Source organism: Peribacillus sp. Bi134 (assembly GCF_918698065.1).
Classification (GTDB): domain Bacteria; phylum Bacillota; class Bacilli; order Bacillales; family DSM-1321; genus Peribacillus.
The window spans coordinates 39,303-65,468 of sequence record NZ_CAKKLN010000003.1 but is presented as its reverse complement, the minus strand read 5'-3'; the positions used below and the strand labels follow the sequence as shown (position 1 = coordinate 65,468).

General features: G+C 40.3%; 25 protein-coding genes. 20 read left to right on the top strand and 5 right to left on the bottom strand.

Annotated features, from left to right (window positions below; genetic code table 11):
- The first annotated feature begins 1 nt into the window (after nucleotide 1).
- Together LQ188_RS06240 and LQ188_RS06235 are read left to right on the top strand one after the other, a co-directional pair.
- Nucleotides 2-1,477, top strand: coding sequence for an aldehyde dehydrogenase family protein (locus tag LQ188_RS06240; protein ID WP_230176321.1), 1,476 nt, complete (start codon nucleotides 2-4; stop codon nucleotides 1,475-1,477).
- Nucleotides 1,478-1,533: 56 nt separating this feature from the next.
- On the top strand, nucleotides 1,534-2,811 hold the full coding sequence (locus LQ188_RS06235; protein ID WP_101222088.1) for an MFS transporter: 1,278 nt from the start codon (nucleotides 1,534-1,536) through the stop codon (nucleotides 2,809-2,811).
- Nucleotides 2,812-2,925: 114 nt separating this feature from the next.
- Here LQ188_RS06235 and LQ188_RS06230 read toward each other — a convergent pair whose 3' ends face one another.
- Nucleotides 2,926-3,657 (bottom strand): alkaline shock response membrane anchor protein AmaP, encoded by a 732-nt coding sequence (locus tag LQ188_RS06230; RefSeq protein WP_230176320.1) that lies wholly within the window; start codon nucleotides 3,655-3,657, stop codon nucleotides 2,926-2,928.
- Between the two features lie 164 nt (nucleotides 3,658-3,821).
- On the opposite strand from LQ188_RS06230, the gene LQ188_RS06225 reads away from it, so the two are divergent.
- The 12 genes from LQ188_RS06225 to LQ188_RS06170 all read left to right on the top strand — a co-directional run bounded on the left by LQ188_RS06225 (nucleotide 3,822) and on the right by LQ188_RS06170 (nucleotide 18,555).
- Nucleotides 3,822-4,706 carry a hypothetical protein gene (locus LQ188_RS06225; protein WP_101222090.1) on the top strand — a complete coding sequence of 295 codons (885 nt, stop codon included), beginning with the start codon at nucleotides 3,822-3,824 and terminating at the stop codon, nucleotides 4,704-4,706.
- Nucleotides 4,707-4,983: 277 nt separating this feature from the next.
- A complete protein-coding gene (locus tag LQ188_RS06220) occupies nucleotides 4,984-6,603 on the top strand; it encodes an amidohydrolase (protein WP_101222091.1) in 1,620 nt (539 codons plus the stop codon).
- Nucleotides 6,604-6,708: 105 nt separating this feature from the next.
- The gene (locus tag LQ188_RS06215; RefSeq protein ID WP_230176319.1) at nucleotides 6,709-7,941 is read left to right on the top strand and encodes a Zn-dependent hydrolase; all 1,233 of its coding nucleotides are present in this window, start codon (nucleotides 6,709-6,711) and stop codon (nucleotides 7,939-7,941) included.
- 135 nt (nucleotides 7,942-8,076) lie between these two features.
- Nucleotides 8,077-8,277 (top strand): DUF3311 domain-containing protein, encoded by a 201-nt coding sequence (locus LQ188_RS06210; RefSeq protein ID WP_095393819.1) that lies wholly within the window; start codon nucleotides 8,077-8,079, stop codon nucleotides 8,275-8,277.
- A complete protein-coding gene (locus LQ188_RS06205) occupies nucleotides 8,274-9,758 on the top strand; it encodes a sodium:solute symporter family protein (RefSeq protein ID WP_101222093.1) in 1,485 nt (494 codons plus the stop codon). The genes LQ188_RS06210 and LQ188_RS06205 overlap by 4 nt, the downstream gene beginning before the upstream one ends.
- A 58-nt stretch (nucleotides 9,759-9,816) precedes the next feature.
- Nucleotides 9,817-10,683 (top strand): carbon-nitrogen hydrolase family protein, encoded by an 867-nt coding sequence (locus LQ188_RS06200; RefSeq protein WP_230176318.1) that lies wholly within the window; start codon nucleotides 9,817-9,819, stop codon nucleotides 10,681-10,683.
- A gap of 259 nt (nucleotides 10,684-10,942) precedes the next feature.
- Nucleotides 10,943-11,260 carry a DUF3870 domain-containing protein gene (locus LQ188_RS06195; RefSeq protein ID WP_101222095.1) on the top strand — a complete coding sequence of 106 codons (318 nt, stop codon included), beginning with the start codon at nucleotides 10,943-10,945 and terminating at the stop codon, nucleotides 11,258-11,260.
- 168 nt (nucleotides 11,261-11,428) lie between these two features.
- Nucleotides 11,429-12,589, top strand: a complete 1,161-nt coding sequence (locus tag LQ188_RS06190; RefSeq protein ID WP_230176317.1) for a DUF819 family protein — start codon at nucleotides 11,429-11,431, stop codon at nucleotides 12,587-12,589.
- A gap of 15 nt (nucleotides 12,590-12,604) precedes the next feature.
- Entirely contained in the window at nucleotides 12,605-13,687 is a 1,083-nt protein-coding gene (locus tag LQ188_RS06185) for a dipeptide epimerase (RefSeq protein WP_230176316.1), read from the top strand.
- Between the two features lie 25 nt (nucleotides 13,688-13,712).
- Nucleotides 13,713-14,714 (top strand): C40 family peptidase, encoded by a 1,002-nt coding sequence (locus LQ188_RS06180; protein WP_230176315.1) that lies wholly within the window; start codon nucleotides 13,713-13,715, stop codon nucleotides 14,712-14,714.
- A 257-nt stretch (nucleotides 14,715-14,971) separates the two neighbouring features.
- On the top strand, nucleotides 14,972-16,768 hold the full coding sequence (locus tag LQ188_RS06175; protein WP_230176314.1) for a S9 family peptidase: 1,797 nt from the start codon (nucleotides 14,972-14,974) through the stop codon (nucleotides 16,766-16,768).
- 236 nt (nucleotides 16,769-17,004) lie between these two features.
- A complete protein-coding gene (locus tag LQ188_RS06170) occupies nucleotides 17,005-18,555 on the top strand; it encodes a histidine kinase N-terminal 7TM domain-containing protein (protein WP_230176313.1) in 1,551 nt (516 codons plus the stop codon).
- Nucleotides 18,556-18,654: 99 nt separating this feature from the next.
- On the opposite strand, the gene LQ188_RS06165 is transcribed toward LQ188_RS06170, so the two are convergent.
- Together LQ188_RS06165 and LQ188_RS06160 are read right to left on the bottom strand one after the other, a co-directional pair.
- Nucleotides 18,655-18,969: a hypothetical protein gene (locus LQ188_RS06165; protein ID WP_230176312.1), complete on the bottom strand. Its 315-nt coding sequence runs from the start codon at nucleotides 18,967-18,969 to the stop codon at nucleotides 18,655-18,657.
- 172 nt (nucleotides 18,970-19,141) lie between these two features.
- Nucleotides 19,142-19,780, bottom strand: a complete 639-nt coding sequence (locus LQ188_RS06160; RefSeq protein ID WP_230176570.1) for an SUMF1/EgtB/PvdO family nonheme iron enzyme — start codon at nucleotides 19,778-19,780, stop codon at nucleotides 19,142-19,144.
- A 312-nt stretch (nucleotides 19,781-20,092) separates the two neighbouring features.
- On the opposite strand from LQ188_RS06160, the gene LQ188_RS06155 reads away from it, so the two are divergent.
- The 5 genes from LQ188_RS06155 (at nucleotide 20,093) to LQ188_RS06135 (ending at nucleotide 24,309) form a co-directional block, all read left to right on the top strand.
- The gene (locus tag LQ188_RS06155; RefSeq protein WP_230176311.1) at nucleotides 20,093-20,890 is read left to right on the top strand and encodes a DUF2935 domain-containing protein; all 798 of its coding nucleotides are present in this window, start codon (nucleotides 20,093-20,095) and stop codon (nucleotides 20,888-20,890) included.
- A gap of 241 nt (nucleotides 20,891-21,131) precedes the next feature.
- Nucleotides 21,132-21,782 carry a GntR family transcriptional regulator gene (locus LQ188_RS06150; RefSeq protein WP_230176310.1) on the top strand — a complete coding sequence of 217 codons (651 nt, stop codon included), beginning with the start codon at nucleotides 21,132-21,134 and terminating at the stop codon, nucleotides 21,780-21,782.
- A 113-nt stretch (nucleotides 21,783-21,895) separates the two neighbouring features.
- Nucleotides 21,896-22,684 carry a glucose 1-dehydrogenase gene (locus tag LQ188_RS06145; protein WP_101222105.1) on the top strand — a complete coding sequence of 263 codons (789 nt, stop codon included), beginning with the start codon at nucleotides 21,896-21,898 and terminating at the stop codon, nucleotides 22,682-22,684.
- A 34-nt stretch (nucleotides 22,685-22,718) separates the two neighbouring features.
- Nucleotides 22,719-23,471 (top strand): SDR family NAD(P)-dependent oxidoreductase, encoded by a 753-nt coding sequence (locus tag LQ188_RS06140; RefSeq protein ID WP_101222106.1) that lies wholly within the window; start codon nucleotides 22,719-22,721, stop codon nucleotides 23,469-23,471.
- Nucleotides 23,472-23,523: 52 nt separating this feature from the next.
- The gene (locus tag LQ188_RS06135; RefSeq protein ID WP_230176309.1) at nucleotides 23,524-24,309 is read left to right on the top strand and encodes a glucose 1-dehydrogenase; all 786 of its coding nucleotides are present in this window, start codon (nucleotides 23,524-23,526) and stop codon (nucleotides 24,307-24,309) included.
- A gap of 221 nt (nucleotides 24,310-24,530) precedes the next feature.
- Here LQ188_RS06135 and LQ188_RS06130 read toward each other — a convergent pair whose 3' ends face one another.
- Nucleotides 24,531-24,686: a DUF4021 domain-containing protein gene (locus LQ188_RS06130; protein ID WP_230176308.1), complete on the bottom strand. Its 156-nt coding sequence runs from the start codon at nucleotides 24,684-24,686 to the stop codon at nucleotides 24,531-24,533.
- Between the two features lie 231 nt (nucleotides 24,687-24,917).
- Here LQ188_RS06130 and LQ188_RS06125 point away from each other — a divergent pair, with 231 nt between their 5' ends.
- Nucleotides 24,918-25,565 carry a lysozyme family protein gene (locus LQ188_RS06125; RefSeq protein ID WP_230176307.1) on the top strand — a complete coding sequence of 216 codons (648 nt, stop codon included), beginning with the start codon at nucleotides 24,918-24,920 and terminating at the stop codon, nucleotides 25,563-25,565.
- Between the two features lie 43 nt (nucleotides 25,566-25,608).
- On the opposite strand, the gene LQ188_RS06120 is transcribed toward LQ188_RS06125, so the two are convergent.
- Nucleotides 25,609-26,160, bottom strand: coding sequence for a DUF402 domain-containing protein (locus LQ188_RS06120; RefSeq protein WP_230176306.1), 552 nt, complete (start codon nucleotides 26,158-26,160; stop codon nucleotides 25,609-25,611).
- Nucleotides 26,161-26,166 lie beyond the last annotated feature (6 nt).

Sequence of the window (26,166 nt, the reverse complement as noted above, 5' to 3'; positions counted from 1 at the left end):
GTTGGAAATTTCATATAAAGTGAAAGAGTACAAGAATATGATTAATGGCGATCTGGTTCCCGCTTCTTCCGGGAAGCGGATTGAGAGCTACGATCCGTCAACAGGCAGGGTTTGGGCAACCATTCCTTGCAGTATGGCTCAAGATGCTGAAGCGGCGGTAGAAGCAGCCCGGAGCGCTTTTGCCGATTGGTCTTCGAGACCAGCTATGGACCGGGCTGCTTACCTGAGGAAAATAGGTGACTTGGTCGTAAAGCATGGTGAAGAGCTAGCTGAGTTGGAATCGAGAGACAATGGTTGGGTGATCTGGGAAACGAGCCACGGCCTCATTCCCAGTTTAGCAAGCCTTTGGTATGATGCAGCAGGTGCTACAGCTATTGGAAGTAAGGGAGATACCGTCCAATTGGGACCTTCAAGTGTAGGTTATTCATTGAGGGAACCTCTAGGGGTAGTAGTAGGAATCCTTCCATGGAACTCACCGCTTTTCACTTTTACCATTAAAGCGGCTTATGCGATTGCGGCAGGAAATGCTGTCATTATCAAACCATCTGAATTGGCTTCTGTCGCTTCATTACGATACGGAGACCTGATTAATGAAATCCTCCCGCCAGGAATCCTCAATGTCGTATCAGGAACTGGAGCGGAAGTGGGAGATACTCTAGTAAGCCATCCAGATGTGAACAAAATCAGTCTGACCGGTTCTGGAGGAACGGCAAGGGCGATAGCACAATCGACCGCACGAAATCCTAAGCCCATGATTTTGGAACTTGGCGGGAAATCGCCAAACATAGTCTTTGCGGATGCAAACCTTGAAAAAGCAGCACAAGGGGTGACAAACTTTGGGATATTTAGCGGCAACGCAGGCCAACTATGTGTAGGCGGATCGAGGATTCTAATTCAAAGGTCCATATTCGATGAAATGATCATTAGGATGAAAGAAGTGATGGAACAGCAAATTCAACTGGGTGATCCAATGAATCCAGCCATTTCAATGGGACCGATCGCTAACGCTGCTCAATATGAAAAAGTCCTCTCATATATAGAATTAGGCCAAAAGGAAGGAGGGGAAATCATCATCGGTGGCCGTCATGGAGGTGTAAGCCTATTACCTGATGAACCCAAATTAGCTGACGGCTATTGGGTTGAGCCAACATTGATCAAGGTCAATAGTAATTCTCTCCGTATCTGTCAAGAAGAAATCTTCGGTCCGGTAGCGACCGTTATCCCCTTTGATACGGAAGAGGAAGCCATTACCATAGCCAATGACAGTGATTTTGGTTTAGGAGCTGGAGTATGGACTTCGAATTTGGATCGGGCACACCGTATGGTCCGCAAACTGGAATCGGGTAATGTGTGGGTGAACTTGTTTCGCAGGGTGGGGCCTGAACTCCCATTTGGAGGCCAAAAAAGCAGTGGATTTGGAACGGATACCATTCTTGAATATACCCGTGAAAAGACCGTTTATATGGAAATAGGATGATTTCTTATGAGATTAGCAGGGAATTTGCTGTAAATAGTGGACTGGGGGTTCTGTAAATGGCACAAGATTCTAAAGGCATTTTTTATGGATGGTATGTAGTGTTGTGTGGCTTTTTCATCATGTTCGCCGGTTTCTCGATAATAAATTCCCTGCACAGTTTGTTCATGGTCCCGGTTACAGAGGATTTAGGAATAAGCAGAACCACTTTTTCCATTGCACTTTCCATTGCTGGCCTTGGAGTGGCCGTTGCTTCTCCGATCATGGGTAAATTACTCACTAAAGGGAATATGAAATTGATCATGTCAATTTGCGTAGTAATGGCCGGAGCAGGATTCATGTCATACTCGCTTGCAAACTCAGCTGTATATTTTAGTATCATTGGCTTTGTAATTGGCATCTGTGTTGCAGGCTTTTCCAATATTCCCATATCAATCATGTTAACCAATTGGTTTTATGAGAAAAAAGGGAAGGCCATGGGTTTGGCATTTGCGGGATCTGGAATTGGGGCAGCGGTACTCAGTCCGATCATTACAAAATTAATCTCAAATTATGGTTGGAGAACGGCCTACGTAATAGCAGGGATACTGATAATTGTCTTAACATTACCCTTGGTTCTTCTATTTGCAAAGAAAAGTCCCGCAGAAAAGGGCCTTGTTCCATTGGGCTCTGACAAAATGGAAATGGCCGAAACTAATGTGGAATCTGAACAGAATGGCTTAACGATGGGGGAAGCAAAGAAGACAGCAATGTTTTGGATTTTCGTACTTGGAATCGTTTGTTTTGCATTAGTCGCTGGCGGGGTGCAAATGCATATCCCGGCATACTTGATCGATATAGGGCATCCAGCCATATTTGCTGGCACCATTTTTGGAATACTATCTTTGGCAAATACGGTTGGGAAATTGATTTTAGGAGCTGTTTTGGATAAGTACGGTACGGCAGGCGGCGCCATTTATGTAGGCGCCTGCATGACGATTGCTATGGCAGCGCTATTGTTAGCGAAGACACAGGCATTCGCATTCTTATTCGCCATCGCCTTTGGCTTTAGCATTGTGATATCCACTCTTGGGCCTCCCTTCATGACAAATGATATCTTTGGAAAGAAGGACTTCGGCTCCATCTTTGGCATAGTGCAAGTTTTTTTTGTGGCGGCAGGCTCATTGGGTGTGATCGTTTCGGGTGTAATCTATGATTTGACAGAAAGTTACCGTGCAGCATGGATCTTCTTTCTTTGTTTATTCATCTTCAGTATGGTTTGTGTACTAGCGGCAAATAGCATGAAAAAAAAGACGATCAGAAGAATCAAAAATATTTCCGACCAAAAAATTGGATAATTTGACAGGGCTAAAAGTCATATGGAAGGGTTTGTTTTCCATTAAACAAAACAGGATAAAGAGCGGCAGGCTGGATTGCTGCTCTTTACCTTACTGTTAAACTATATGATTGTTTTAAAATTTTTCACTCCATTCCTCATCTTCAAGCGGCACACCATTAGTACTGATATATTCTACAATCATGTTTCCATGTTTAAGGACTCTATCGTTTTTTAAGGCATTGATGACTGCGGTAAAACGGTCTTCATCTGCGTCCTGTTTCTTACGTGAAAGGGTAATCCGTATGGTTGGGGAAACATCATAATCTTTATAGCTGGCCGGTATATTCGGATCAATCTTCAATTCTTTCCCGACACCCTCATCAAACACCAAGAGTAATTGATTATAATCGCCTATTTCTTCTTGAATCTCCTCCCAATCTTCATTCTCTGTAATATCTCCCAGTTCCTTGGATATCAACACGTCACCTAGTTCTTTTTCAACATAAGGCCGGATTTCTTTTTCTGCATCATCTTGCCATTTTTCAGATAGGAATGTATCCTCCATTTCCCCTGTTTCATCATTGAAGAAAACTAGAAATTGAGTCCCATATTTTTCAAGTTTCACTTTAGCTGCGTATTCAAAATGGCCCCAGTTTCCCATATTATCGTATAAGACATCATATATTTCGGTTCCTTCATCAAAAGTTTTCTCTAAATATCGTTCAGCTTGATCCCGGACTTTCTTTTCTTCATCAGGATCTGCTTTCATACTTTGTGTGAATGAAAACATAAGAAGCATCACACCGGACAAGATGATTAAAAAAACACCTAGTAAAGCCAGTAAAATCTTTTTTGTTTTACTCAAGGAACACCCTCCTGTTATCTCTGCTATTTCTCAATAATTCCCATATTATTCTAACATTTTTACCGCTTATTTTACTATGCGAAATCTAAATTACCTTACCTCCAAAATATCGGGATACTTTGTTACAATATTTAAATGGTTAATACCCAAAGGGGGAGATCAACTTGGAAACCTATCAAAGAAAAATGAATCATAATCGGGATGAATACAGAAAGTTGCGTTGGAAACAGCATCGTCTACAAGTTACAGGTTTATTCGATGCCGTATTTTCGAAAAAAGCGTTCGTTGATAAAGTGGCTATCGTTGGTGCAGGCAATTGCGATGATTTGGATTTAGAATATCTGGCAACTAAGTGCAACTCCATATATCTATTTGATATTGATATGGAAAGTATGGAAAAGGGTACGGCGAATTTGCCTGAACGTACCCGTGAGAAAATTCAACTTGTTGCAATCGATGTAACAGGCCTCGATAAAGTGGATTTTGATCGCCACCTATCTTCCATGCTGAATCGTGGTGAAACGGCAAAGGGAATTATTCAATATTTAAAGGATACCGAGAATCGGTTAGGTCAGCTTTCTGAAAGGGTTTTTGCTAATTATTATAATGATTTTGATATCGTGGCAACTTCCGCCATTTATACCCAACTATTTTATAATTGGGCCAAGGAACTGCTTTCTGATCATGCAAACCACTATCAGAATAAAGACGCAGAAGAGCTGAAAAATGGAATTTTAGATTTAAGGGATGAAATCGTTCGTACAATGAATCACTCTATATCTAAATGTGCCAAGCAAAAAGGATTCTGTATTACATGGTCTGATATCTTAAAAATCGAACCTGAGTATATGGATACCATTAATGAAGGGCTGAATGCCATCTTTGCATTGGCCTCGAACGTGGGATACGGGGCAGCATTGATAGGGGTAAAAACGTTTATTGAAAAAGTGGAAAAAAGTGAATTAAGCCTTCGATACTGGACATGGGATTTTAATGCTAACAAACAGTATTTGACCATTGGCATTATCGGGAGATTGAATGGGTTGTAAATTGAAAAATGGAGGGATAGATAGGCATATCAGCAGCTATCTATCCTTTTTTTTGTCCTTTAGGCGACTGGGCCAGCAAACCATTGGAAATAAGACATAATTATATAAAAGGTATAAAAAAACAATTGAATTTTTGACTATTTGTCTAATGATTTCACTAACTGGTGTGGATATAATGAATCTATTAAAAACAGAATATTCCGATATGTGAAAGTGGAAGGCAGTAAATGATGATGAAGTGGTAATGAGTATGACCAATAAGGAAGGGGTGTGTTGTTTGAAAGCAGATATTGTGTTCATAAATGGCGAGGTCATAACCGTAAATCAAAAAAATGAAGTAGCAGAAGCCCTTGCTATTAAAGGTGATCGTATCTTGGCAGTCGGAACGAATCAGGAAATCAAGGTATTTATCGGTGATGAAACAAATGTGATTGATTTGCAGGGAAAGTCATTACTACCTGGATTTATAGATTCTCATATTCATCTTATATTGTACGGTGTCAATCAATTGGCAGTAAGTTGTAAAGCTGAGCATATCAAATCGGTAGAAGATCTGTTAGTCGATCTGAAGAAGCAAGCTTCGACAATCCCTAAAGGTGAATGGATTCGTGCCTGGGGCTTCAATGAGACTGCTGTGAAAGAAAAACGTTATCCTACAATAGCGGAATTGGATGCTATTTCAACGGACCATCCCATTATTGTAACCCGTACATGCAGCCATATTAGTGTGGTGAATAGCAGGGCGTTAGAGATTGCCGGAATAGATGAGAACTCAGAGAATCCAACTGGAGGGATCATAGAAAAGGATAGGAAGGGAAGAATTACAGGCAAACTCATTGAAACAGCAAATATGATAATGGCCGACAGAGCAAGTTATTCTGAGAGTGAACTGTTGAAAGCAGTGAAAATAGCATCTGAGCATTTCATAGCAGCAGGCATAACAAGCATTCATGAAGCAGGTGCCCATGGTCCTGAAAGTTTCCGTTTAATGCAGCAGGCCATAAAAAATAAGGATATTCGTGTCCGAATCTATGCGATGGTCGGTTCATTGAATAATTCCCATGAATTTGTAAATAAAATGGTGGATTCGGGAGTCATAACCGGAACTGGGGACGAAAGATTCAAAATCGGACCAGCTAAATTGTTTACGGATGGCAGCAGTACCGGACCGACAATTGCTACCCGTAAGCCCTATTCGAGTGATCCAGGTTATTCCGGAATTCTTTATTATAAAGAAGAGGAAATCTATCAAGTATTAGGTCAAGCACATAAAAAAGGCTATCAGATCACAGTCCATGCCCAAGGAGACAAAGCGATAGAGATGTATTTAAATTGCGTGGAAAAGGCTTTGAATGAATCGCCAAGAAAAGATCATAGACATAGGATCGAGCATGCCGGAATATCTTCTCCAGATTTACAAATGAGGATGAAAGAACTTGAAATCATCCCAATCCCCAACCCCCCATTTCCTTATGAATTCGGTGATATATATATTGAACATTACGGTAATAGGGTCAACCACATGTACGCCGCCCGTGATTTTATTGATAATGGAATCTTGGCCGCAGGCGGTTCCGATGCTCCGGTTACTGATCACGACCCTTTATTAGGCATACACGTTGCAGTTAATAGAACAAGCAGGTCAGGTACGAAAATAGGTACGGTTCAATCGATTAGCGTATTGGAAGCCATTAAACTATACACTTGGAATGGCGCGTTTGCGAGTTTCGATGAAGATGTCAAAGGCAGCCTGGAGGCAGGTAAGCTGGCCGATCTAGTAGTATTGAATGATAGTATATTGAAAGTGGATTCCCAAAATATCAAGGATTTGAAAGTTGAATCAACGATTCTGAATGGGGAGATTCTTTATCATAGGGAAACATTGGTAGAAATATAATCTAGCGTAACTACTCTAAAACAACAAGACCTTCACTTTCATTTTTTTGGCTTAAGCGAACGTAAGTGGGATTTAGCAAGTTATTAAAAAAGGGGGATATACGCTATGAAAAAGCAAAAATTATTAATTAATGGTGAGAGGCTGAGTCGAACGCTTGAGAAATTTGCTGATTTTGGACGAACAGAAAACAACGGAGTCACAAGGCTATCCCTTTCCGAAGAAGATCGATTAGTCCGTGATTACTTTTGCGCTTGCTGTAAAGAATTGGGTATGACAATTAAGGTTGATGATATGGGGAATATTTACGCTACTTTGGCGGGACTTGAAAATAAACCTCCTATTGTAATGGGATCACATATGGATACAGTAAAAAAAGGCGGTCGGTTTGATGGTATCTTGGGTGTAGCTGCTGGCTTGGAAGTCGTTCGGACTCTGGTCGAAAATAATATCCAACCTAAAATTCCGGTAATGATCGTCAATTTTACGAACGAAGAGGGAGCCAGATTCGAGCCTTCCATGATGTCGTCGGGAGTTCTTTCAGGTAAATTCGAAAAATCCATCATGCTGCAAAAGACGGATAGTGAAGGAACCACTTTCAAGAGTGCTTTGAATGCCATTGGATATGCAGGGGATATAGAGTCTCGTTTAAAAGAAGCGACTGCATTTCTAGAGTTGCATATTGAACAAGGGCCCATTCTTGAACGTGAATCTCTCACGATCGGTGTCGTTGAATGTGTCCTTGGTATGGTGTGCTATGAGATAGAAGTTACAGGCGAATCCGATCATGCAGGAACCACCCCAATGAATATGAGAAAAGATGCTTTCTTCACTGCGAATAGCTTGATTATGGAGGCTCGTCAGAAGCTAGGCATGCTTGATGACGATTTGGTTTTCACGATGGGCAGGGTGAATGTGTTTCCCAATATCCATACGGTGATCCCTAATAAAGTGGTTTTTTCGCTAGAGGCAAGACATAAGGATTCCAAAGTCATCGAAAAGGTGGAGGAAGTCATTAAAAGCCTTATAACTACAGGTTCAGAAGACGGCTGCGACATCCAAGCGAAAAAATTGTGGGACAGGGATACCGTTTGGTTCGACAAATCCATTTGCAATTTGCTTGAGCAATCGACCAATTATCTAGACCTACCCTATAAAAGAATGGTAAGCGGTGCAGGACATGATGCACAGTTTATAGCTAGTTATATACCTACTGCCATGGTTTTCGTTCCAAGCATCAACGGTAAAAGTCATTGTGAAGAGGAACTTACTAGTTGGGAAGATTGTGAAAAAGGCGTCAATGTAATACTGGAAACGGTCCTGGCCATCCAGTCATCTTAAGACGAAAATATGGTCGATTGTAAGCAGGTAATGAAAGTAAACAAAGGGTGCTTCAAACCATCAGTTCAGTATGAAAGTCAGCTTGACTAATGGTGATGCATCCGTGTAAGGAACCTAAATGGGGGAGGGTATAATTTGGATGCTATTAAGCTATTGCTTTTTGTTCCGTTTATAGGGTTTTTAGGTTTATTGCCCTACGCAAATAAAATAGAACCGTACATATTGGGGATGCCTTTTTTGTTATTTTGGGTTGCATTTTGGATGGTGATGGCATCGATTATCTTAATGATTGTCTATAAGTTCGATCCTGATAATAAAGGGAGTGATTCTGAATGAATATCTCATTACTCATCATTTCCATCTTCTTGGTTCTAGCACTTTATTTAGGGATAAAAGCAAGAAAAGGAAAGGATATGGACATGGAGCAATTTGCCGTAGGAGGCAGGGGCTTCGGTACATTCTTCATTTTTCTGCTGATAGCAGGTGAAATTTATACAACTTTTACATTCCTGGGCGGAAGTGGGTGGGCTTACTCGAAAGGTGCCGCTGCTTATTATGTTCCCGCCTATATATTCTTAGCCTACGTCCTATCATATTGGCTCGTTCCTAAAATATGGAGATATTCAAAACGTCATTCCATTATCTCTCAGCCAGAGTATTTTGCGGCTAAATATAAAAGCAGGTCAATGGGAATGATCGTTGCTGTGTTGGGAAGCTTAGCCCTCGTGCCGTACATAGTCATACAGCTCAAAGGATTAGGTATCATTGTTTCCGAAGCGTCTTACGGAGCAATTTCACCAGTTGCTGCAAGTGTCATCGGTGCTGTAGTTGTAACTACCTATGTGATGATCTCAGGCATTCATGGTTCAGCATGGACAGCCATACTGAAAGATTTCATGATTTTGGTTGTCGTTATCTTTTTAGGGATTTACATTCCATTTCATTATTTCGGAGGCATACAGCCAATGTTCGAGACCGTGCAGGCTGCTAAACCGGAAATGTTGGTTTTGGCAGATCAGGGATTGAGTCAGTCCTGGTTTGTGTCCACCGTTTTGCTGAATGCACTAGGATTTTATTTGCTGCCACAAACATTCATGGTCGTTTTATCGTCTAATGGAGAAAGAACCCTTCGCAAAAATGCGATTGCTTTACCGTTATACACATTGTTATTGCTTTTCGTTTTTTTCATTGGGTTTACAGCCATCATGGAAATCCCGGGTTTGCAAGGAGCTGATGGGGATCTCTCACTTTTAAGGCTGGCGATCCAAACATTCGATCCATGGGTGATTGGGGTTATCGGAGCTGCAGGTTTATTGACGGCACTTGTACCGGCTTCAGTCATGCTAATGGCTGCATCGGTAGGTCTGACAAATAGCTTTTATAAAGTTCTGGTTCCCGCTGCAACTGAAACACATCAATTGATTGTCTCAAGAATCATTATTATTGGTATCTCAATCATTGCTTTAATTGTAACGGTAACGGGCGGCGAGGCTTTGGCCATCTTGAATATCATGTCATACAGTTTAATTACCCAACTGGCACCTTCCTTGTTTTGCAGCTTGCCAAAAACAAATATTATCAATAAGTATGGTGCAATGGCAGGAATATTGGCAGGCGTCCTGATTGTTTTATATGCGACAATTGCAGATGTGAAGGTTGCTACATTCCTGCCGGATACCCCACATGTAATTAATGATATCAGTACAGGCGTCATAGCTTTATTGATTAATATACTAGTAACATTCATTGTAAGTGCACTGACTAAACATATCTCTATGCAACAGACCGAAATGAATGATCTGGATAAGATATCCTGATTTCTTTTAAACAAGACTAATCGAAGTACGGATAAAAGCATGATTTGGGAGGGCTTTTGTGAAAATTAAAATAACGGCTTGTCAATTTCGTGTAGAAAAGGTGTCAACCTTCAATGAATTTCAGGAACAAGTAGAAGAGTTGATTACCCAAGTTCCCGAAAACTCGGATTATATCATTTTTCCTGAACTGTTAACCATAGGGTTATCAGCGGCCTTTGGAGAACAGGATGCTTCGTCCCTTACCAGGATTGATGAATATACCAATCAATACAAAGATCTTTTCAGGTCACTCTCAAGAAAAAGAAAACAGGTCATCATTGCCGGCACGCATCTGGAACGACGCGAAAAGGAATACTTCAATATTGCATACATTTTTGATAAAGACGGATCAGTCGGTGAGCATAAAAAAACTCATATCTTTCCCGCTGAAGCAAATTGGCATACTTCTGAAGGTGATGATTTGGAAGTTTATTCCGTGGGTCCGGTTAAGATAGGGATAGCGGTATGTTATGAAGCGGAGATACCTGAAATTTCAAGGATTTTATCAGTGAATGGGGCCGACATCATTTTTTGCCCATCATACACATTTACAGAGGCTGGTTTTTGGCGAGTTCGCCATTGCGCTCATGCGCGTGCAATCGAGAATCAGGTATATTTTGTTCATTGCCCCACTGTTGGAGAACCAGGGGCACCCCTGCCGAACGGGTATGGCAGCGCCAGTATTCTTAGCCCCTGTGATAGCGCTTGGCCAGCAAATGGAATAGTAGCCGAGGCGGTAATGAATGAACATACGATCATAACCGGTACAGTCGATATGGACGAGCTTTATGAGAATCGAAAAAGTGGTGCAGCAACCACTTTCGAGGATCGCAATCGCCGAAAAGAGTTGTATGCGAAATATAAGCCGTATGAAGGGCTGAAATGATCTGTTGGATCCCGAACCATAGCCCGAATAATGATTGTGAAGGCCGAATTAATCCATGAACGGCCGAATAAAGTGCGGGGGAAGTCGAATCATGACCCTATTGCGCAGGAATCGGTAATTGACTTAATATACAAAATATATTGTCAAATGCTGGCTATATATATTAGAATATATGTAACCATTTCATATTGTAATAATATAGATAGTCACCCTATTTATACCTGTTATGATGTCTGTAATGGCAGGAGGCACAATAAGTATGTTTCAGCAGAATACAGTATATATAGTCGGCGAATCGAAGGCGGCGTCCAATAATCCAATTACACAGCAATTCAACTGCTTTTTTATCGGGTTCGTCATTGATCGAGAAACGCATGAAATAGTGGATGCGGAATGCTCGACCACGATATCGATTACATCACGCTTCATTCATTCCATGTTAGTTGGTAAATCCATTCTTAGGCCCGATGAATTGGAGAAAGAAATTGAGCAACGGTACTTTGGTTCATCTCAGAAAGCACTGACCGTCGCCCTAAGAAATGCCAGCATTAAATATCAGCAACTTTATAAGTTATAGCTGCTTCTTTTGTCAATCGCAATTGAAATCCAGCTGTTAAAGAGTGTGTAGGCGCTCTTTGGCAGCTGGATTTTTTTATGTAGGGCCATGAAGACTTCATTGGCGGGTTTGAATAGATTTTATTATCATGAAATCCCCTAAATCCCTAAATATAAGGAGGTATGGAATATGATTCAAGATGGTGTGATGTTTGTCTGTTTTTTATTGGCATTTACTGCCGTGATTGCCGTAGCGGAAAAAAAGATTGGAGGAAAGTTCTTCAAGTATGTTCCTGGGATTGTCCTTATTTATATTGGAGCGGCTCTGATGAAAACATTTGGGGTCTTTTCAGATAGTGAGTCAGTCGAAAGTGCATATAGCACCATACGAGGACTCCTGCTGCCAGCCATGTTGATGCTGATGCTTTTGCAATGCGATATGCGGAAAATAATCAGACTTGGCCCAAAGATGCTGTTAACATTTTTTGCAGCTTCATTCAGCATTATTGGAGGGTTCACACTTACTTACGTTTTAATGAATGGCTTTTATGCGGAAGGAACTTGGAAGGCATTCTCGGCTTTGAGCGCAAGCTGGACAGGGGGATCTGCCAATATGGTGATCTTGCAAGGCATACTCGATGTGCCTGAAAATATTTTTGGCTATGCGTTGATCATGGATACAGTCAATTATTCCATTTGGGTCATGTTCTTGTTTTGGCTGGTGCCTCTTGCTGGAAAATTCAACATTTGGACTAAAGCGGATACATCTTTCATTGATCAAATGACTTCCGAGCTTGAAGCCGGTGAAACCGCCAACGCGGAATTTGGATTCGTGGAATTGATCGGTTTCTTGGCGCTGGCATTAATTGTTTCAGCAGGGGCAACAAAAATTGGGGAGAGACTGCCGGTACTCGGTGCCGCTGTGAATGGAACCACTTGGACGATCATCATCGCTTCTACCTTAGGTTTAATTCTGGCTGTCACAAAGGTTGGACGTATTGCCGGTTCTATGGAAATTTCCAAAGTCATGCTTTATATAGTCATTGGATTAATTGCTTCCCATGCCGATTTTTCACAGCTGTTTCAAGCACCTGTATATATTTTATCCGGATTTATGATTCTATTCTTTCATGGATTGATCATGGTCATTTTGGCCAAGATCTTTAAATTGGATCTATTTACAATGGGAGTTGCCTCATTGGCCAATATAGGGGGTGTGGCATCAGCTCCTATATTGGCAGGTTCTTTCAACCGGGCGCTAATACCGGTCGGGATATTGATGGCTGTACTGGGCAGTCTTCTGGGCACCTATTTTGGAATTCTTACATCATATATACTCTCAAGCTTTTAAGGAAGGGTTGTTAATATGAAGATAGAAAGATTACAAGTATCAGTGGAAACCTTGCCGCTTGTCAAGCCATTCAAGACTGCATTACGTACAGCAATGGAAATTGAAAATATCATGGTTTCCGTAAAGTTGGAGGATGGGACGGAAGGTTTGGGGGCTGCAGCCCCTACGGTTGCCATCACAGGTGACTCTACAAAAGGAATCATGACGGTCATTGAAGAAGTGATCACACCACATCTAATTGGGCACGACATCGAGAATATCAATGCATTGTCTCAGCTTATCCAACGATCCTGTGTAGGTAACACAAGTGCAAAAGCGGCTGTTGAAATCGCTATGTACGACGCAGTCAGCAAACGATGGCAACTCCCTTTATATCAATATCTTGGCGGTAAATCGAACGTCCTTAAAAATGATATGACAATCAGCGTTGGAGAACCCGAAGAAATGGCAAAGGCGGCATTGTCCCTCATTGATGGCGGGTTTTCTACGATGAAGATAAAACTGGGGAAAGATTGGGAGAGTGATGTGGAGCGGGTTGCCTGCATTCGTGCTGCTGTTGGCGACCAGGTTATGATCAGGATTGATGGAAATCAAGGGTGGACAACAAAACAAGCGATTTCCATTATTCATGAACTCGAAGAAAGAAAGCTGAATGTTGATTTAGTGGAACAACCCGTCAAAGCCCATGATATCGAAGGGTTGAAAGAAATAAAGAGGTCTGTCCAAGTGCCGATCATGGCCGATGAAAGTTTGTTTTCACCTCGTGACGCCATGAAACTCCTTAATGAACATGCTGTTGATCTCCTTAATATCAAATTAATGAAAACAGGCGGAATTAGACGTGCACTCCAAATTGCCGATATGGCAGAAGCAGCCGGGGTGGAATGCATGATCGGGAGTATGATGGAATCATCCGTGAGTGTAGCGGCCGCGGCTCATCTGGCAACCGCCCACCCAAATATAACGAAGATTGATTTAGATGCCCCATTATGGATTAAGAATGAGCCATATGTAGGCATTCAATTTATGAAAGATCAACTTCTAATTTCCGATAAACCTGGACTGGGAGTCAAGAGGAAATCCTCTTTTTCTCAATAAAAACAAATTCGAAAGGGTGATTATTTTGAAAAGGTTAACCGTTTTTGTGCTGTCTTTATTTGCTATTGGTATTTTAGTATTCAGTCCTAATGAAGCTAGTTCAAGAGAGAAGGAGAGAATTGCCTATGTTGATGTAAGCGTGGCCACTCTTTGGACTGAGCCGGGATTACTAAGGGAAATCGATGCTCCTTCTGCATCGAATCCCGTTGATATGAATGCATGGATCGGCTCGATGAAATATGAAGACAAGCTATGGCTTGTTGGTAACCTGGAAACACAAGCAGTATACGGTTCTAAAGTGACGATTTTAGAAGAACGGGGTGAATGGGTGAAAGTAGCCGTTGCCAATCAACCAACGCCTCGCAATGATATTGGTTATCCAGGATGGATGCCAAAGGCACAATTAAAAGACGGAAATTCTTTTGAGAAGCAATTTAAACGAGGATATGCCCTTGTAAATGCCCCAAAGACTTGGCTTTATTCGGATTCGAAACTTCGGTCCAAATTCATGGAGGTCAGCTTCGATACCCGCCTCCCGTTATTGCAGGTGAAAAAAGATAAAGTGAAGGTGATGACACCGAGTAATGGAGCAAAATGGATAGAAAAGCAGGACGTATCAGTCTATCAAAATGACAAACAAATAGCTGCTCCAACCGGAAATGACATCGTTGAATCAGGAAAAGGATTTTTAGGGCTTCCTTACCTATGGGCTGGAATGTCCGGTTTTGGATTTGACTGTTCGGGATTTACCTATACAATGTACCATGCTAATGGAATAACGATCCCAAGGGACTCTTCCGTTCAGGCGCAACATGGCAAAAAGGTAGAACAAGAAAATCTTCAACCAGGTGACTTACTATTTTTTGCCTATGAAAAAGGGAAAGGGAGGGTCCATCATGTCGGAATGTATATTGGTGACGGCAAAATGATCCATTCGCCTAACAGCTCAACACATGTAAGGATAGATGAAATAAAAACATCGGGATACGGGGAGGAATATGCCGGAGCAAGAAGATATATCGATTGATGCTTAAAAAGCTTAAGAGCCCAATACTCTTAAGCTTTTTTCGTATTTAAACTTGCTTTTAACATCATTATATCGGATGACAAAACGCTGAATAATCGTTTTTCCAAAATAGAGGCATAGTTACATAAGTTTTTTTACTAGAATAGCAAACTAGAATCCTCTGCTTCCATAGACAGTTTACTTATACCACCAAGGAAAAATATGGTATAATTAACTACAGATTTTTCTTTATATTATAAATGTGAGGGGCTGCCAAAATGATCACTTTTCCAAAATCTGATGTTGAACAATTTTTACGAACTTTTTCCATTGCTGATTTTGCCGTAAGTCCAGATGAAAAACATCTGGTTTTCAGTACCAATTTGAGCGGCAAGTATAATTTATGGGGAATGGATTTGCCAAACTCCTTTCCTTATCCGCTTACATCCATTGATCAAAGCTGCCAAGCACTGATATATGATAAGAAGAGCCGGTTCATAATTGCTGGTTTCGATCAAGACGGTAATGAAAATACCCAGTTTTACGGGGTTCCTTTGAATGGCGGGACAATGAAGGGAATCGTTCATCATGAAACACGTAATTTCATGCCGAAATTATCGAATGACAGTAAAAAGCTCTATTACACGACATCCAGAGGAAATGCTTCCTTTCTAAATGCCTATTGTTTAGATTTAGAATCAGGACAGGAAAAGCTGGTATTGGAGGGGAAGGATGCAGCGACCTATTTATTTGGCTTTAGCCCTGATGAAGAAACCTTACTTTACTATAAACACTTTTCCAATACAAATACCCTACTCTATGCAAAAAATGGGAACGAAGATATCCTGCTCACTCCGCCCACTGAGAAACAGCACACAGTGAGTGATGGTGTTTTTGTTTCAGATTCGATGATATATTTATTGACTGATTATGATTCGGACTTTACCTATATGGCTTCATACAACCTTGAAACAAATAAATTCTGTAAAATTAAAGAATTGGAGAATGAGAGTTTTACTGCCATTAATTATAGTAAAGAGAATCAACTTTTATATATAACCAGCCAAAAGGGTGTAGAGGATCAATTATATGAATTCAATCTGCAAAATGAAAATTGGAGAAACATCCCCGTACCATGCAGCGTCATTAATAAGCTTGAGGTTGCTGCATCAGGCACGCTTTACTTATTTGGCATGGGCGCAACAAAACCTCATAATATCTATAAAAATACAGGTGATAAGTGGGTATCATTAACTAAATATACTGTTCCTGGCGTCGATTCTGATGCATTGGTTGAACCCGACATCATTACATACACTTCCTTTGATGGCCTGGAGATCGAGTCGTTATTTTTTAGGGCAAAAAAGGAAAATGACAATGGTGAAATCATTTTTTGGCCTCATGGAGGACCTCAAGCGGCAGAACGGAAGTCCTTCAGAGCTTCATTTCAATTTTTCCTGAATCACGGTTACAGTATTTTTGCGCCAAACTTCCGCGGTTCCACTGGTTATGGTTTGGAATTCACGAAAATGGTAGAGGGAGATTGGGGAAATGGGCCACGACTTGATAATGTAGCCGGCCTTGATTGGCTAATAGACCAAGGACATGCACAAAAAGGTAACATCTTATTGATGGGGGGAAGCTTCGGAGGGTATATGGCACTTCTGCTCCACGGAAGACATGCAGATTATTTTAAGGCAGTTGTCGATATTTTCGGTCCATCCAACCTCTTCTCATTTATCAATTCCGTTCCAGAAGACTGGAAGGCAATCATGGATCAGTGGGTAGGAAATCCGGAAAAAGATAAAGAAAAACTAATCGAGTATTCGCCTATCACCTATTTAGAATCGATGATAAAGCCAATGCTCGTCATTCAAGGAGCAAACGATCCCCGTGTCGTCAAAGAGGAATCAGATCAAATCGTTCAAGCCTTGAAGGGTAAAGGAAGAGATGTCGATTATATGCTTCTGGAAGATGAGGGACATGGATTTTCCAAAAAAGAAAATGAAATTGCGGTCTACCAAAAAATACTTTCATTCTTAAAGCGATTCACAGCAGTAACAGAGAAGGTATAATCCGTACCTAAATACTTCATTTATTTGAATTATCAACCCTGCCACTCACGTTCAAGGTGATGAAGCAGGGTTTTTCATGTTGTAAAACTGGATGTTTATTTTATTCGGCGGTTTGGGGTGTAAGTAAATAAGGGATTTAAAATTCAGAATTCCCTGAATAAACTCTAGTCACCTAGTCATAAAGTGCTATATAATATACGGAAAACTATTTTTTTGTTAAACGGAGTTGATTCGCATTGCCACGGGAGTTATTGTTATACATACTCGTACTTATAATAGCAGGTGCTTCAAGCTTGTTTCTGTGTTTATTTGCACAGTTAAAGATCAAGGATGCACCTGGAGCAAAAGCCTATATTCTCGTGACATTATTGTCTTCCATCTTTACTTTTTCTTATGCTTTCGAACTTTCCAGTACATCGTTAGAACAAATCATATTCTGGTTAAGGGTCGAGTACTTGGCATTACCATTCATCCCAGTATTCCTTTTGTTGATGTGCATTGAATATGTAGGTCAGAGAATTAAGAAGGTCTGGCAATATGCACTCTTCATCATACCGTTCATCACCATTTTCATGCATTTTACAAATGACCTTCATCACTTATATTACAAATCAATGGAGTTGAGAAGCAATAGTCCTTTTCCAATTATTAAACTGGTGGGCGGCCCTTGGTTTTACGTACACTCCCTGTTTCTTTTTTTATGTGTGATGATAAGTATAATAATATTGCTAAAACAGGTGAAAAAATCTTCATTCAGATTCAGGATGCAAATATCAATGATGGTGGCAGGTCTTCTTATTCCTATAATAGCAAATTATTTTTATATAAATGGACTAAGCTCATATGGTATCGATCTTGGTCCTGTATCCATGAGTATCACGTTTATCTTTCATGGTGCGGCACTTTTGACTTTTCAAATGTTCAATGTAGCCCCGATCGCTCGGGAAACCGTCTTTGAAAGTATGAAAGAGGGAGTAATCGTTTTAAATCAACAGGGGTTGATTGTCGACTATAACCGTGGAATGCGCAAATTTTTGCCCATGTTGGATGAACATTCCATTGGTAAATCGATTACAAGTGTGCTAAATGGGAATCAACTTCTTAGGGGAATAATCGACCTTAAACAGGACAGTGACTTTAATTGCAGCATAAATGGTGATATGGTACATTACCATATTGGTTTTTCACCCGTGTTCAACAAAAACAACCTGTCTATCGGACAGATCATTACCTTCGCCGATGTAACTGAAAGAGTACTCATGCTGGAAAAGATGAAGCAACTTGCCAGCTTGGACGGATTAACCCAAATATTGAATAGAACATTTTTTATCAAAAAATCGGAAATTTTATTTGATGCTCTAAGCATGGAAGGCGGCAATGTTTCAGTCATCATGTTTGATATCGATCATTTCAAAAATGTAAATGATACTTTTGGACATGAAGCAGGGGATGCGGCTATAACGCTTGTAGCGAATATTGCAAAGGAAAACATTCGGGAAGGAGATTTGTTGGGGCGTTATGGCGGTGAAGAATTTATCATATGTTTGCCGAATACCGCTTTACCCGCTGCATATGAGTTGGCCGATATGATAAGGGAAAAGGTTTCTGAAAGTATTGCAGTGGTTAATGAAGAGATGATTTCCGTTACCTGCAGTTTCGGGGTGACTACTGCATTAATTGAAGCTGGTGACCGAAGCATTTCCATCAAAACATTGATGCCACGGGCCGACCAAGCCTTATATGCCGCAAAGAAGAATGGCCGAAATTGTGTACAGATCATCGTCTAAATAGGACCATCCCTTTAAACCTTGAACTTGTTCCAGGTTTTTATCATTGTGTTCAAGATTCCAGACACATATTAAGCTGCCTTATTCATGATGAATGCCCTATTTTTTACTTGCTCTGTATACTCTATAACCGAGGCTGTTTCCGTAAGATAAAATGAGGCGGTAATGTGCGTCCATGACTCGTTCCAAGGATCCATTCAAAGGCTGAATGGATCTATTTGATGCTGAAGAATTCATTAATTCCTCTAAGACGGTACTTGATTTCAAGATTTTTAAATCTGTAAATCCGTTTTGTTGGAAGGCCTTTAACCATTCGGATTGCGTCAATAATTCCCTTAAATTATAAAAGTTAATGATTTCTTTTTTTGAGACAGGATCAAGGCTGGTTTCCGCTGTCATATCAATGGTTAACAAAGTTCCTTCTAGTTTAAGGACCGAATGAAGAAATTATAAAAAACCTGAAAATTTTTCAGGTTTTTATTTTGTTCCCATCGGAATTCTACCAAGAAACTGGTAATAAATATGAATAGATGTACAACTAAGATAAAGCTTTGAGTTTTGAATGGATATGGCTTGTTTGCTAAGGTTAAAAAGACCGGGCAAGACGGAATCCTAGGTCGTCTATACAAAATGTCGGATGGCTGCGCCGGCGACATGAAGCTCCACAACCTCTAGCATCCTCAGCCCAGCTCCCCCCTCGAAAAATACGGTAGGTGCCGTACACTTGTTCATCATATAAGTCCCAGCACCATTCCCAAACATTCCCTAACATATCATGCAGCCCCCATGGATTCCGTTCCTTTGTTCCTACTTCATGGATCATGCCCCCTGAATTTTCGTTATACCAGGCAATCTCATTCAGCTCTCCGTATCTATAACCAGGAGTCCCGGCTTTACATGCATATTGCCACTCCGCTTCTGAAGGAAGTCGAAAACCGCTTGATTCCCAATCACAAACAATGTTTTCCCCATTTTTAGAATAACACTCTCCCAGTCCAGCTTTCTGTGAAAGCAGATTACAAAAAGAAATTGCATCATTCCAAGAGATATTCACAACAGGTTTTAGATCCCGATCAAAAGAATTAGGTGATTTATTTGTAATGGCATAGTAGAAATCCATAGTAACAGGATAACGTGCAAGAAGGAACGGTCTTATTTCAGCTTTCCATTTGCTTTTAATTCTATCGTCCCTTAATTCTATTTCGCCCCCTGGAATTTTCTCCATTGAATAGTCAATGTAACTCATTATTTCCTTTGACAATCTACCTTCCTCCTACCGACCTTAATTTAAAAGTTTCACCACTTCCAGAACTATTAAATCAATATAAATATAAGGTTGGTTTAAATTTGTATTAAAATGACCGTTTTTAAAGCGACTCAAAGACCCCATTAATTTGTTGGTGTGTGAGTAATCTGAAGGTATAGGATCAAGCTTAGGCTTCATTACGCCCCATTTAATTTATATTAATATGTTTGTAGGTTTAGGAATACAAATTATAAGTGAGTTTCTTATGCTTTAAATTATGGGGGAGAGAAAATGAACGAGTTTTTGGAGAAAACAGCAAGATTCGAGCATCGGTTTTGGCTGCAAATCTTAGGAGACCATGCCAGGTTCATCCATGAGTCTTTAGCGCCGGTTGAAGTGGAAAACATTGAAATTGCCTCTGAATTCATTCAAGTTTTTGATGCTCTCCTTGGTCAAGCCAATTCGGAAGAGATCTCGCAACTTACTGCCATCGCAGAAGAAGAGACATTAAGATTTCGGGAGTTTAAGCTAAGCCTAATTAAAGAACATCTGGTAGGTAAAATAAAAATACATCTTTCACCTTCATTCATTAATCATATGGTGAACGAATTAGAAGAATATTTAAGATTATTGAAATATTTCAATTCAGATCAAATGCCGCCGGTTTTTCATGAACTTCATCACCATTTAGTTTGGCTATTAGATGCAGCAGGACATGCAGGTGCAATATCATCCAATATGGATGACGTTGAAAAAAGGTTAAAAGAGAAAAGTGACCAATATAAAAAACATTTTAATGATTTTTATTTAAAAGCTGTTGAAATGGCTGGATTTTTACGAACCAATCTGTCAACATTCCCAGCATTGGAAAAAATGAATGCCGACGTCACATTGGAAATTAAATTCTTCCAGCACTTCCTGCTGGAATTGGAGGAGCTTGACCTTAGTGCGCAGGCTCTTGGAACGCTTTCGCCATTAATGGCAGATCATATGTGGCGAGAAGAATGTTATTATTTAACGAAACTCGCTGAATCGACAGACACGGAAAAGCCAAACTGCGATCCAGCGAAACCGAGGCTAGTTGATTAAAAAATACACATGGAGCCCTTTATATAAAAGGGGCTCTAGATCTGTTGCATTTTTACCGCCAAAATCAGTAGAATATGGAAAACACTTAGAAGAAGCGATCTGACATTAAGTCTTTTTGAGCTTTTTCCATATAGGAAAATACGTTTTTCTTGGCTGGTTAGCATTAAAGGAAGTTAATTCCTATCCTTATGTTATACTAAAAAAACCACAATTAATTATAGAAGTATAGGAGTGCTGAAAGATGTTTGGAAATACTTCCAATTTGACAGATGGCATTTATTTTGGAGAATCGTTACCACAACAAATCGCTAAACACATTTTAAAAAAAATAATTGAAGGTGAAATAGAAGCTGGTGAGAAAATCGTGGAAGAAGACATTTCCAAAGAATTGAATACTAGCCGTGCACCAGTACGCGAAGCCCTTTATTTACTGCAGGTTGACGGTATTGTTGAGAGAATACCTAGGCGGGGAACGATCGTCAAGCCATTTTCACAAAGGGAAATCATTGAATATAATGATGTTACGATCGGACTGATCCAGATGGGCATTGAATTTTCCCAAGGGAATTGGCACTCAGAAAATAAGCAATCATTACGAAAGCATTTGGAAAGTGCAACCGATGAGTGTGAAAAAGGTAATGTTATCGAGTATCAAAAAAGGGCAACACAGATATTTCGATATATTTTTTCAATCGCTAATAACAAAGCATTAGCAAGATTTTTTGAAGAAGCCAGTCATATCCTCATGGTTTTTGCCCAAAGTCAATGGAATACGGAAACGATGGAAAGTTTCCATTTCAGATTAAAGATGTCTATTGAGGCCATTCTAGAAGATGATTTAGTTAAAGCAAAAAATGAAATTCATGAAGCCTTGAATCGTGGAGTGATGTAGAGTCTTTGACTCTAAAACCAAATTGTCGACAATCGACAAAAAGAATGTTATTATGTAATCGTATTCAAGCAAGAATATTATCACCAAGATCAAGGGGAGAAAGGGAGAATATTATGCAAGCATTTGATTTTACAGAAAAAGTAGCAATTGTTACCGGTGGCGGCGGGGGTATCGGCCGGGCAGCTTCTATTACACTTTCAGAAAATGGTGCCAAAGTGGTTGTTGTAGACCTTTCCGAAGAGGCTGGCATGCTAACGGTAAATGAAATCAAAGAAAAAGGCGGCGAAGCCAAATTCGTTAAAGCCGATGTTACAAAGGAAGACGATATAAAAAATTATGTTCAAAAAACGATAGATTTCTATGGAAAAATCGATATTTTCTTGAATAATGCAGGTTGGGAAGGCAAAATAATGCCGCTTATCGACTATCCTGCTGAGGTTTTCGATCAATTAATGTCAATAAATGTACGAGGTGTTTTCTTGGGCATGAAACATGTATTGCCCCATATGATTGAACAAAAAAGCGGGGCGGTCGTGAATACAGCTTCTGGAGCTGGTTTACTGGCAACGCCAAACATGGTGGCGTATGGCGCTAGTAAACATGCGGTTCTAGGAATGACGAAAACAGCTGGTGTCGAAGTAGCTCCACATGGTGTCCGGGTGAATGCCGTCTGCCCAGGTGTCGTCAACACGGCTATGATGCGGTCGATTGAAAGCGGATTTGGTCAAGGAGATTCCGCGGCAGCTGAAGCGGCTAGAAAACAGTTGGAAGCAACGACTCCGGATGGCCGGTATGCTGAGCCGCAGGAAATTGCAAATCTAATGATGTACTTAGTATCCGATCTTTCCAGCCACATTACGGGTCAAGAACTTGTAATCGACGGAGGGGCCATTTTAATCTGATAAGCAACAAACTTTGTTAAAGGGGGACGAATACATGAGTTTACAAGGAAAGGTCATAATTATTACAGGAGCAGGCAGCGGAATTGGAAAGGAAACGGCATTTAAATTAGCTGATCAGGGAGCTATTGTCGTAGCGGCTGACTACAATGATGTTGCCGCTAAAGAAACGGCTGAAGCTATTCAACAAAAGGGAGGCACGGCATCTTTCGTGAAAGTGGATGTAGCTAGTGCGGAAGAAGTGGAAGCGATGGTCGAAGCTGCAATTGCCAATCATGGCACCATCAATGGCATTTTCAACAATGCTGGAATTGGACTAGTAAAACCATTTTTGGAGATGGATCCAGAATCATACCACAGAGTAGTTGATGTTGACCAACACGGCGTTTATTATGGCATGTATTATGCAGCAAGGAAGATGGTCGAGCTTGGTGTAACAGGCGCAACGATCGTTAATACAGCCTCAATATACGGGACGATGGTTTCTATTGGCAGCTTTAATTACCATGCTGCAAAAGCAGCAGTCATCGCGATGACTAAATCCGGTGCAATTGAACTTGCTCAATATGGGATTCGTGTTGTCGGAGTGGCACCAGGATTTATCGAAACGCCGATCATTGGTGAAGATCAAGAGTTCCTGGACAGTTTGGCTCAACTTCATATGAGGAAAAAATTGATTCAGCCAGAAAAAGTTGCTGAAGTTGTAACGTTCTTGTTCTCTGAAAAAGCGGATGCCATTAATGGACAAGTCATTCCAGTTGATGATGGATTCTTAAGCTTTAAGGGGTAATCAGTATAATTAAATAAATTTTCAAGATAACTTAAAAGGGGAGTTTTAACATATGAGCGAAAGATTCGATGGCAAAGTTGTAATCATTACAGGGGCAGGATCAGGTTTAGGTCAAGCAGCCGCATTGGAAATGGCTAAAGAAGGAGCTAAACTTTCATTAGTTGATTTAAACGACGCATCTTTGGAAGTGACAAAAAAATTAATCTTAGACTTGGCACCAAACTCGGAAGTGCTTCTGGTCACTGCAGATGTATCGGATGAAGAAGCAGTAAAGAACTATGTAGACCAAACAGTCAGCAAATATGGCAGAGTCGATGGATTCTATAATAATGCGGGTATTGAAGGTAAACAGGCCCCTATGGCTGAATACGATAGCAACGTTTTCAACAAAGTAACGGACATCAATATCAATGGTGTTTTCTATGGTATGAAATACATTCTGCCAATCATGAAAGAACAAGGATCAGGGGCAGTGGTGAACGTGGCTTCTGTAGGCGGAATTCGTGCTGTGCTTAACCAAGCTGCGTACGTTGCAAGTAAACATGCTGTAGCAGGCTTAACAAAAACAGCTGCCATAGAATATGGCCAATATGGTATCAGCATAAATGCCATTGCACCAGGAGTAATCTTAACAGCGATGGTAGAGGGATCATTCAGGCAAATAGGCGGAGAGAATTGGGAAGAAGCAATGGCGGAATTCGTCAGTGTGAATCCTAAGAAACGCTTCGGTAAACCTGAAGAGGTCGGCCGTTTAGTCGCTTTCCTATTATCAGGGGAATCAGAGTTCATCAACGGTGTAGTCATTCCGATTGATGGCGGACAATCTTCACAATACTAATTGAGAAAGGGAGTGACAGTAGGTCACTCCCTTTTTAATTGTATCCTTTTAGTTAATGAACAAACGGATTTAAATTTGGACAAAACGAAGACTTTTTCGGTTTTCGTTTTTTTGCATATTCAAAAATCAGTTCATATGAAACTATATACGATCCTTTAGAATTTGAACACATAGAAAAACGCCATAAAAGGCGATTTACAAATATTCAAGAAACCCCATCGTTACTTTTCTTTATCGTGTAGCTTATCTTCATATTCAGTTTCCAACATACCATATAGACCATTCATTTCTTGTTCATCTGGATCTGCCCCAAACTCGTTTCTATATTTCCCCTTTTTATCATCAAGGAGTTCTTCTTTTTCACTCTTCTTGTCCATACATATCACCTCCAACCAGTAGGGTGTCTCATTGACCTAAAAATATGCACTGTGTGACTCTGTTCCTTTTAAGATTTTGCGGCGGCTAAGTTAAGTGGTTGAGAAAATACACTAATTACAATTAATGCTAATCCTGTTTGCAGAACATTTAATTGGGTATTCTAAATAGTTATTACTCTTACAATTTGTTAAGATATAAATATATTAACTTAGAGATAACGGAGAGAGAATGTGAAGAAGAAACGTAAGAAATCAAAGAAAGTTTTTAACATTTTCATCCTGATTTTCGTATTTTTGCTCATTAAGGAGATCATGCAAACCCCATATTCCGAAAATGTTACCACATCAGTAAATACGCTTGATTCCTTTGCGAACGTGAAAAAGTATAGTTCACTTCTGCAAGACGAGTTGACTAAATACGGACTTGAGGAGCATACTTCGACATTGATTGCTTTGATGCAGCAGGAAAGCCGAGGGCGGGGCGGTGACCCAATGCAGGCATCTGAGTCAGCGGGCCTTGATCCAAATACAATCACTGATCCAACGGAAAGCATTAAGTATGGAGTGAAACATTTTAAGCGGATCAATGAATATGGCAATGAAAAGGGCGTTGATTTTGCCACGATCCTTCAAGCATATAACATGGGAATTGGTTATATTGATTTCGTTGCGAATGAAGGGGGCAAGCATAATGAAGAGCTTGCAAAGAAGTTCTCCATGCTTCAGGTCGAAAAAAACCCCACGCTCTATGATTGCGGCGGTGACAAAGATAATTTTCGATATCCATATTGCTACGGTGACTACACATACAGTGCGAAGGTATCTAAGAACATTGAGGAGCTTGGCGACAGTATATCGGCTCAAGCTGATAGTGAGTGAGGGAGAACAAAAAGCCTACTGAATGAAGTAGGCTTTTTGTATGTCATTTGTTGTTCAGCCATGGAAGGAGGTCTTTATGTTTATAGAGCTTCTCGGATTCTGAAATGGTTTGTGAAAGAAGAATATCAATGGAATCAAGTAAGGAGATTAGGGCTTGTTTAACAGAACCACTCTCAAATTGCTCTAATGGCACAGGTAACTCTTCCTCGTCTAAAATAAAATATTCCCCACCCGGAAGCACCAATATATCTATAATCAAATCCTCAAAGGATACCAACTTATCAGCCATATATGTATTTCTTACAATATTAAAATAGGATCCTAAATAATTTCCGTCGTTATCTCTCCAAATGTATAAATTATAAGGACGGTCTTTCCAATAATAAGCAATTGTATAACTGCTTACAGGAATGGTTAATTTTATAGAACCCGCTTTCATCGTGAACGAATCCATGATTTCATGAAAAAGCACGACATGTTGATTTTGTTCTTTTAACAGCAAACAGTTATGTTCTACAACTATGGAGTCGTAACGGATTTTTCTTTCTATGATTTCATCGCCATGTCGTAGTGCTGGTATAAATATATTTTCCATTGTATC

Bases quoted from the DNA above. Each gene is read 5' to 3' on its own strand.
- LQ188_RS06130 (WP_230176308.1), bottom strand. From the start codon at position 24,686: ATGGACAAGAAGAGTGAAAAAGAAGAACTCCTTGATGATAAAAAGGGG.
- LQ188_RS06205 (WP_101222093.1), top strand. From the start codon at position 8,274: ATGAATATCTCATTACTCATCATTTCCATCTTCTTGGTTCTAGCACTT.
- LQ188_RS06120 (WP_230176306.1), bottom strand. From the start codon at position 26,160: ATGGAAAATATATTTATACCAGCACTACGACATGGCGATGAAATCATA.
- LQ188_RS06215 (WP_230176319.1), top strand. From the start codon at position 6,709: ATGAAAAAGCAAAAATTATTAATTAATGGTGAGAGGCTGAGTCGAACG.
- LQ188_RS06145 (WP_101222105.1), top strand. From the start codon at position 21,896: ATGCAAGCATTTGATTTTACAGAAAAAGTAGCAATTGTTACCGGTGGC.
- LQ188_RS06155 (WP_230176311.1), top strand. From the start codon at position 20,093: ATGAACGAGTTTTTGGAGAAAACAGCAAGATTCGAGCATCGGTTTTGG.
- LQ188_RS06150 (WP_230176310.1), top strand. From the start codon at position 21,132: ATGTTTGGAAATACTTCCAATTTGACAGATGGCATTTATTTTGGAGAA.
- LQ188_RS06160 (WP_230176570.1), bottom strand. From the start codon at position 19,780: ATGGAGAAAATTCCAGGGGGCGAAATAGAATTAAGGGACGATAGAATT.
- LQ188_RS06195 (WP_101222095.1), top strand. From the start codon at position 10,943: ATGTTTCAGCAGAATACAGTATATATAGTCGGCGAATCGAAGGCGGCG.
- LQ188_RS06140 (WP_101222106.1), top strand. From the start codon at position 22,719: ATGAGTTTACAAGGAAAGGTCATAATTATTACAGGAGCAGGCAGCGGA.
- LQ188_RS06185 (WP_230176316.1), top strand. From the start codon at position 12,605: ATGAAGATAGAAAGATTACAAGTATCAGTGGAAACCTTGCCGCTTGTC.
- LQ188_RS06190 (WP_230176317.1), top strand. From the start codon at position 11,429: ATGATTCAAGATGGTGTGATGTTTGTCTGTTTTTTATTGGCATTTACT.
- LQ188_RS06235 (WP_101222088.1), top strand. From the start codon at position 1,534: ATGGCACAAGATTCTAAAGGCATTTTTTATGGATGGTATGTAGTGTTG.
- LQ188_RS06135 (WP_230176309.1), top strand. From the start codon at position 23,524: ATGAGCGAAAGATTCGATGGCAAAGTTGTAATCATTACAGGGGCAGGA.
- LQ188_RS06175 (WP_230176314.1), top strand. From the start codon at position 14,972: ATGATCACTTTTCCAAAATCTGATGTTGAACAATTTTTACGAACTTTT.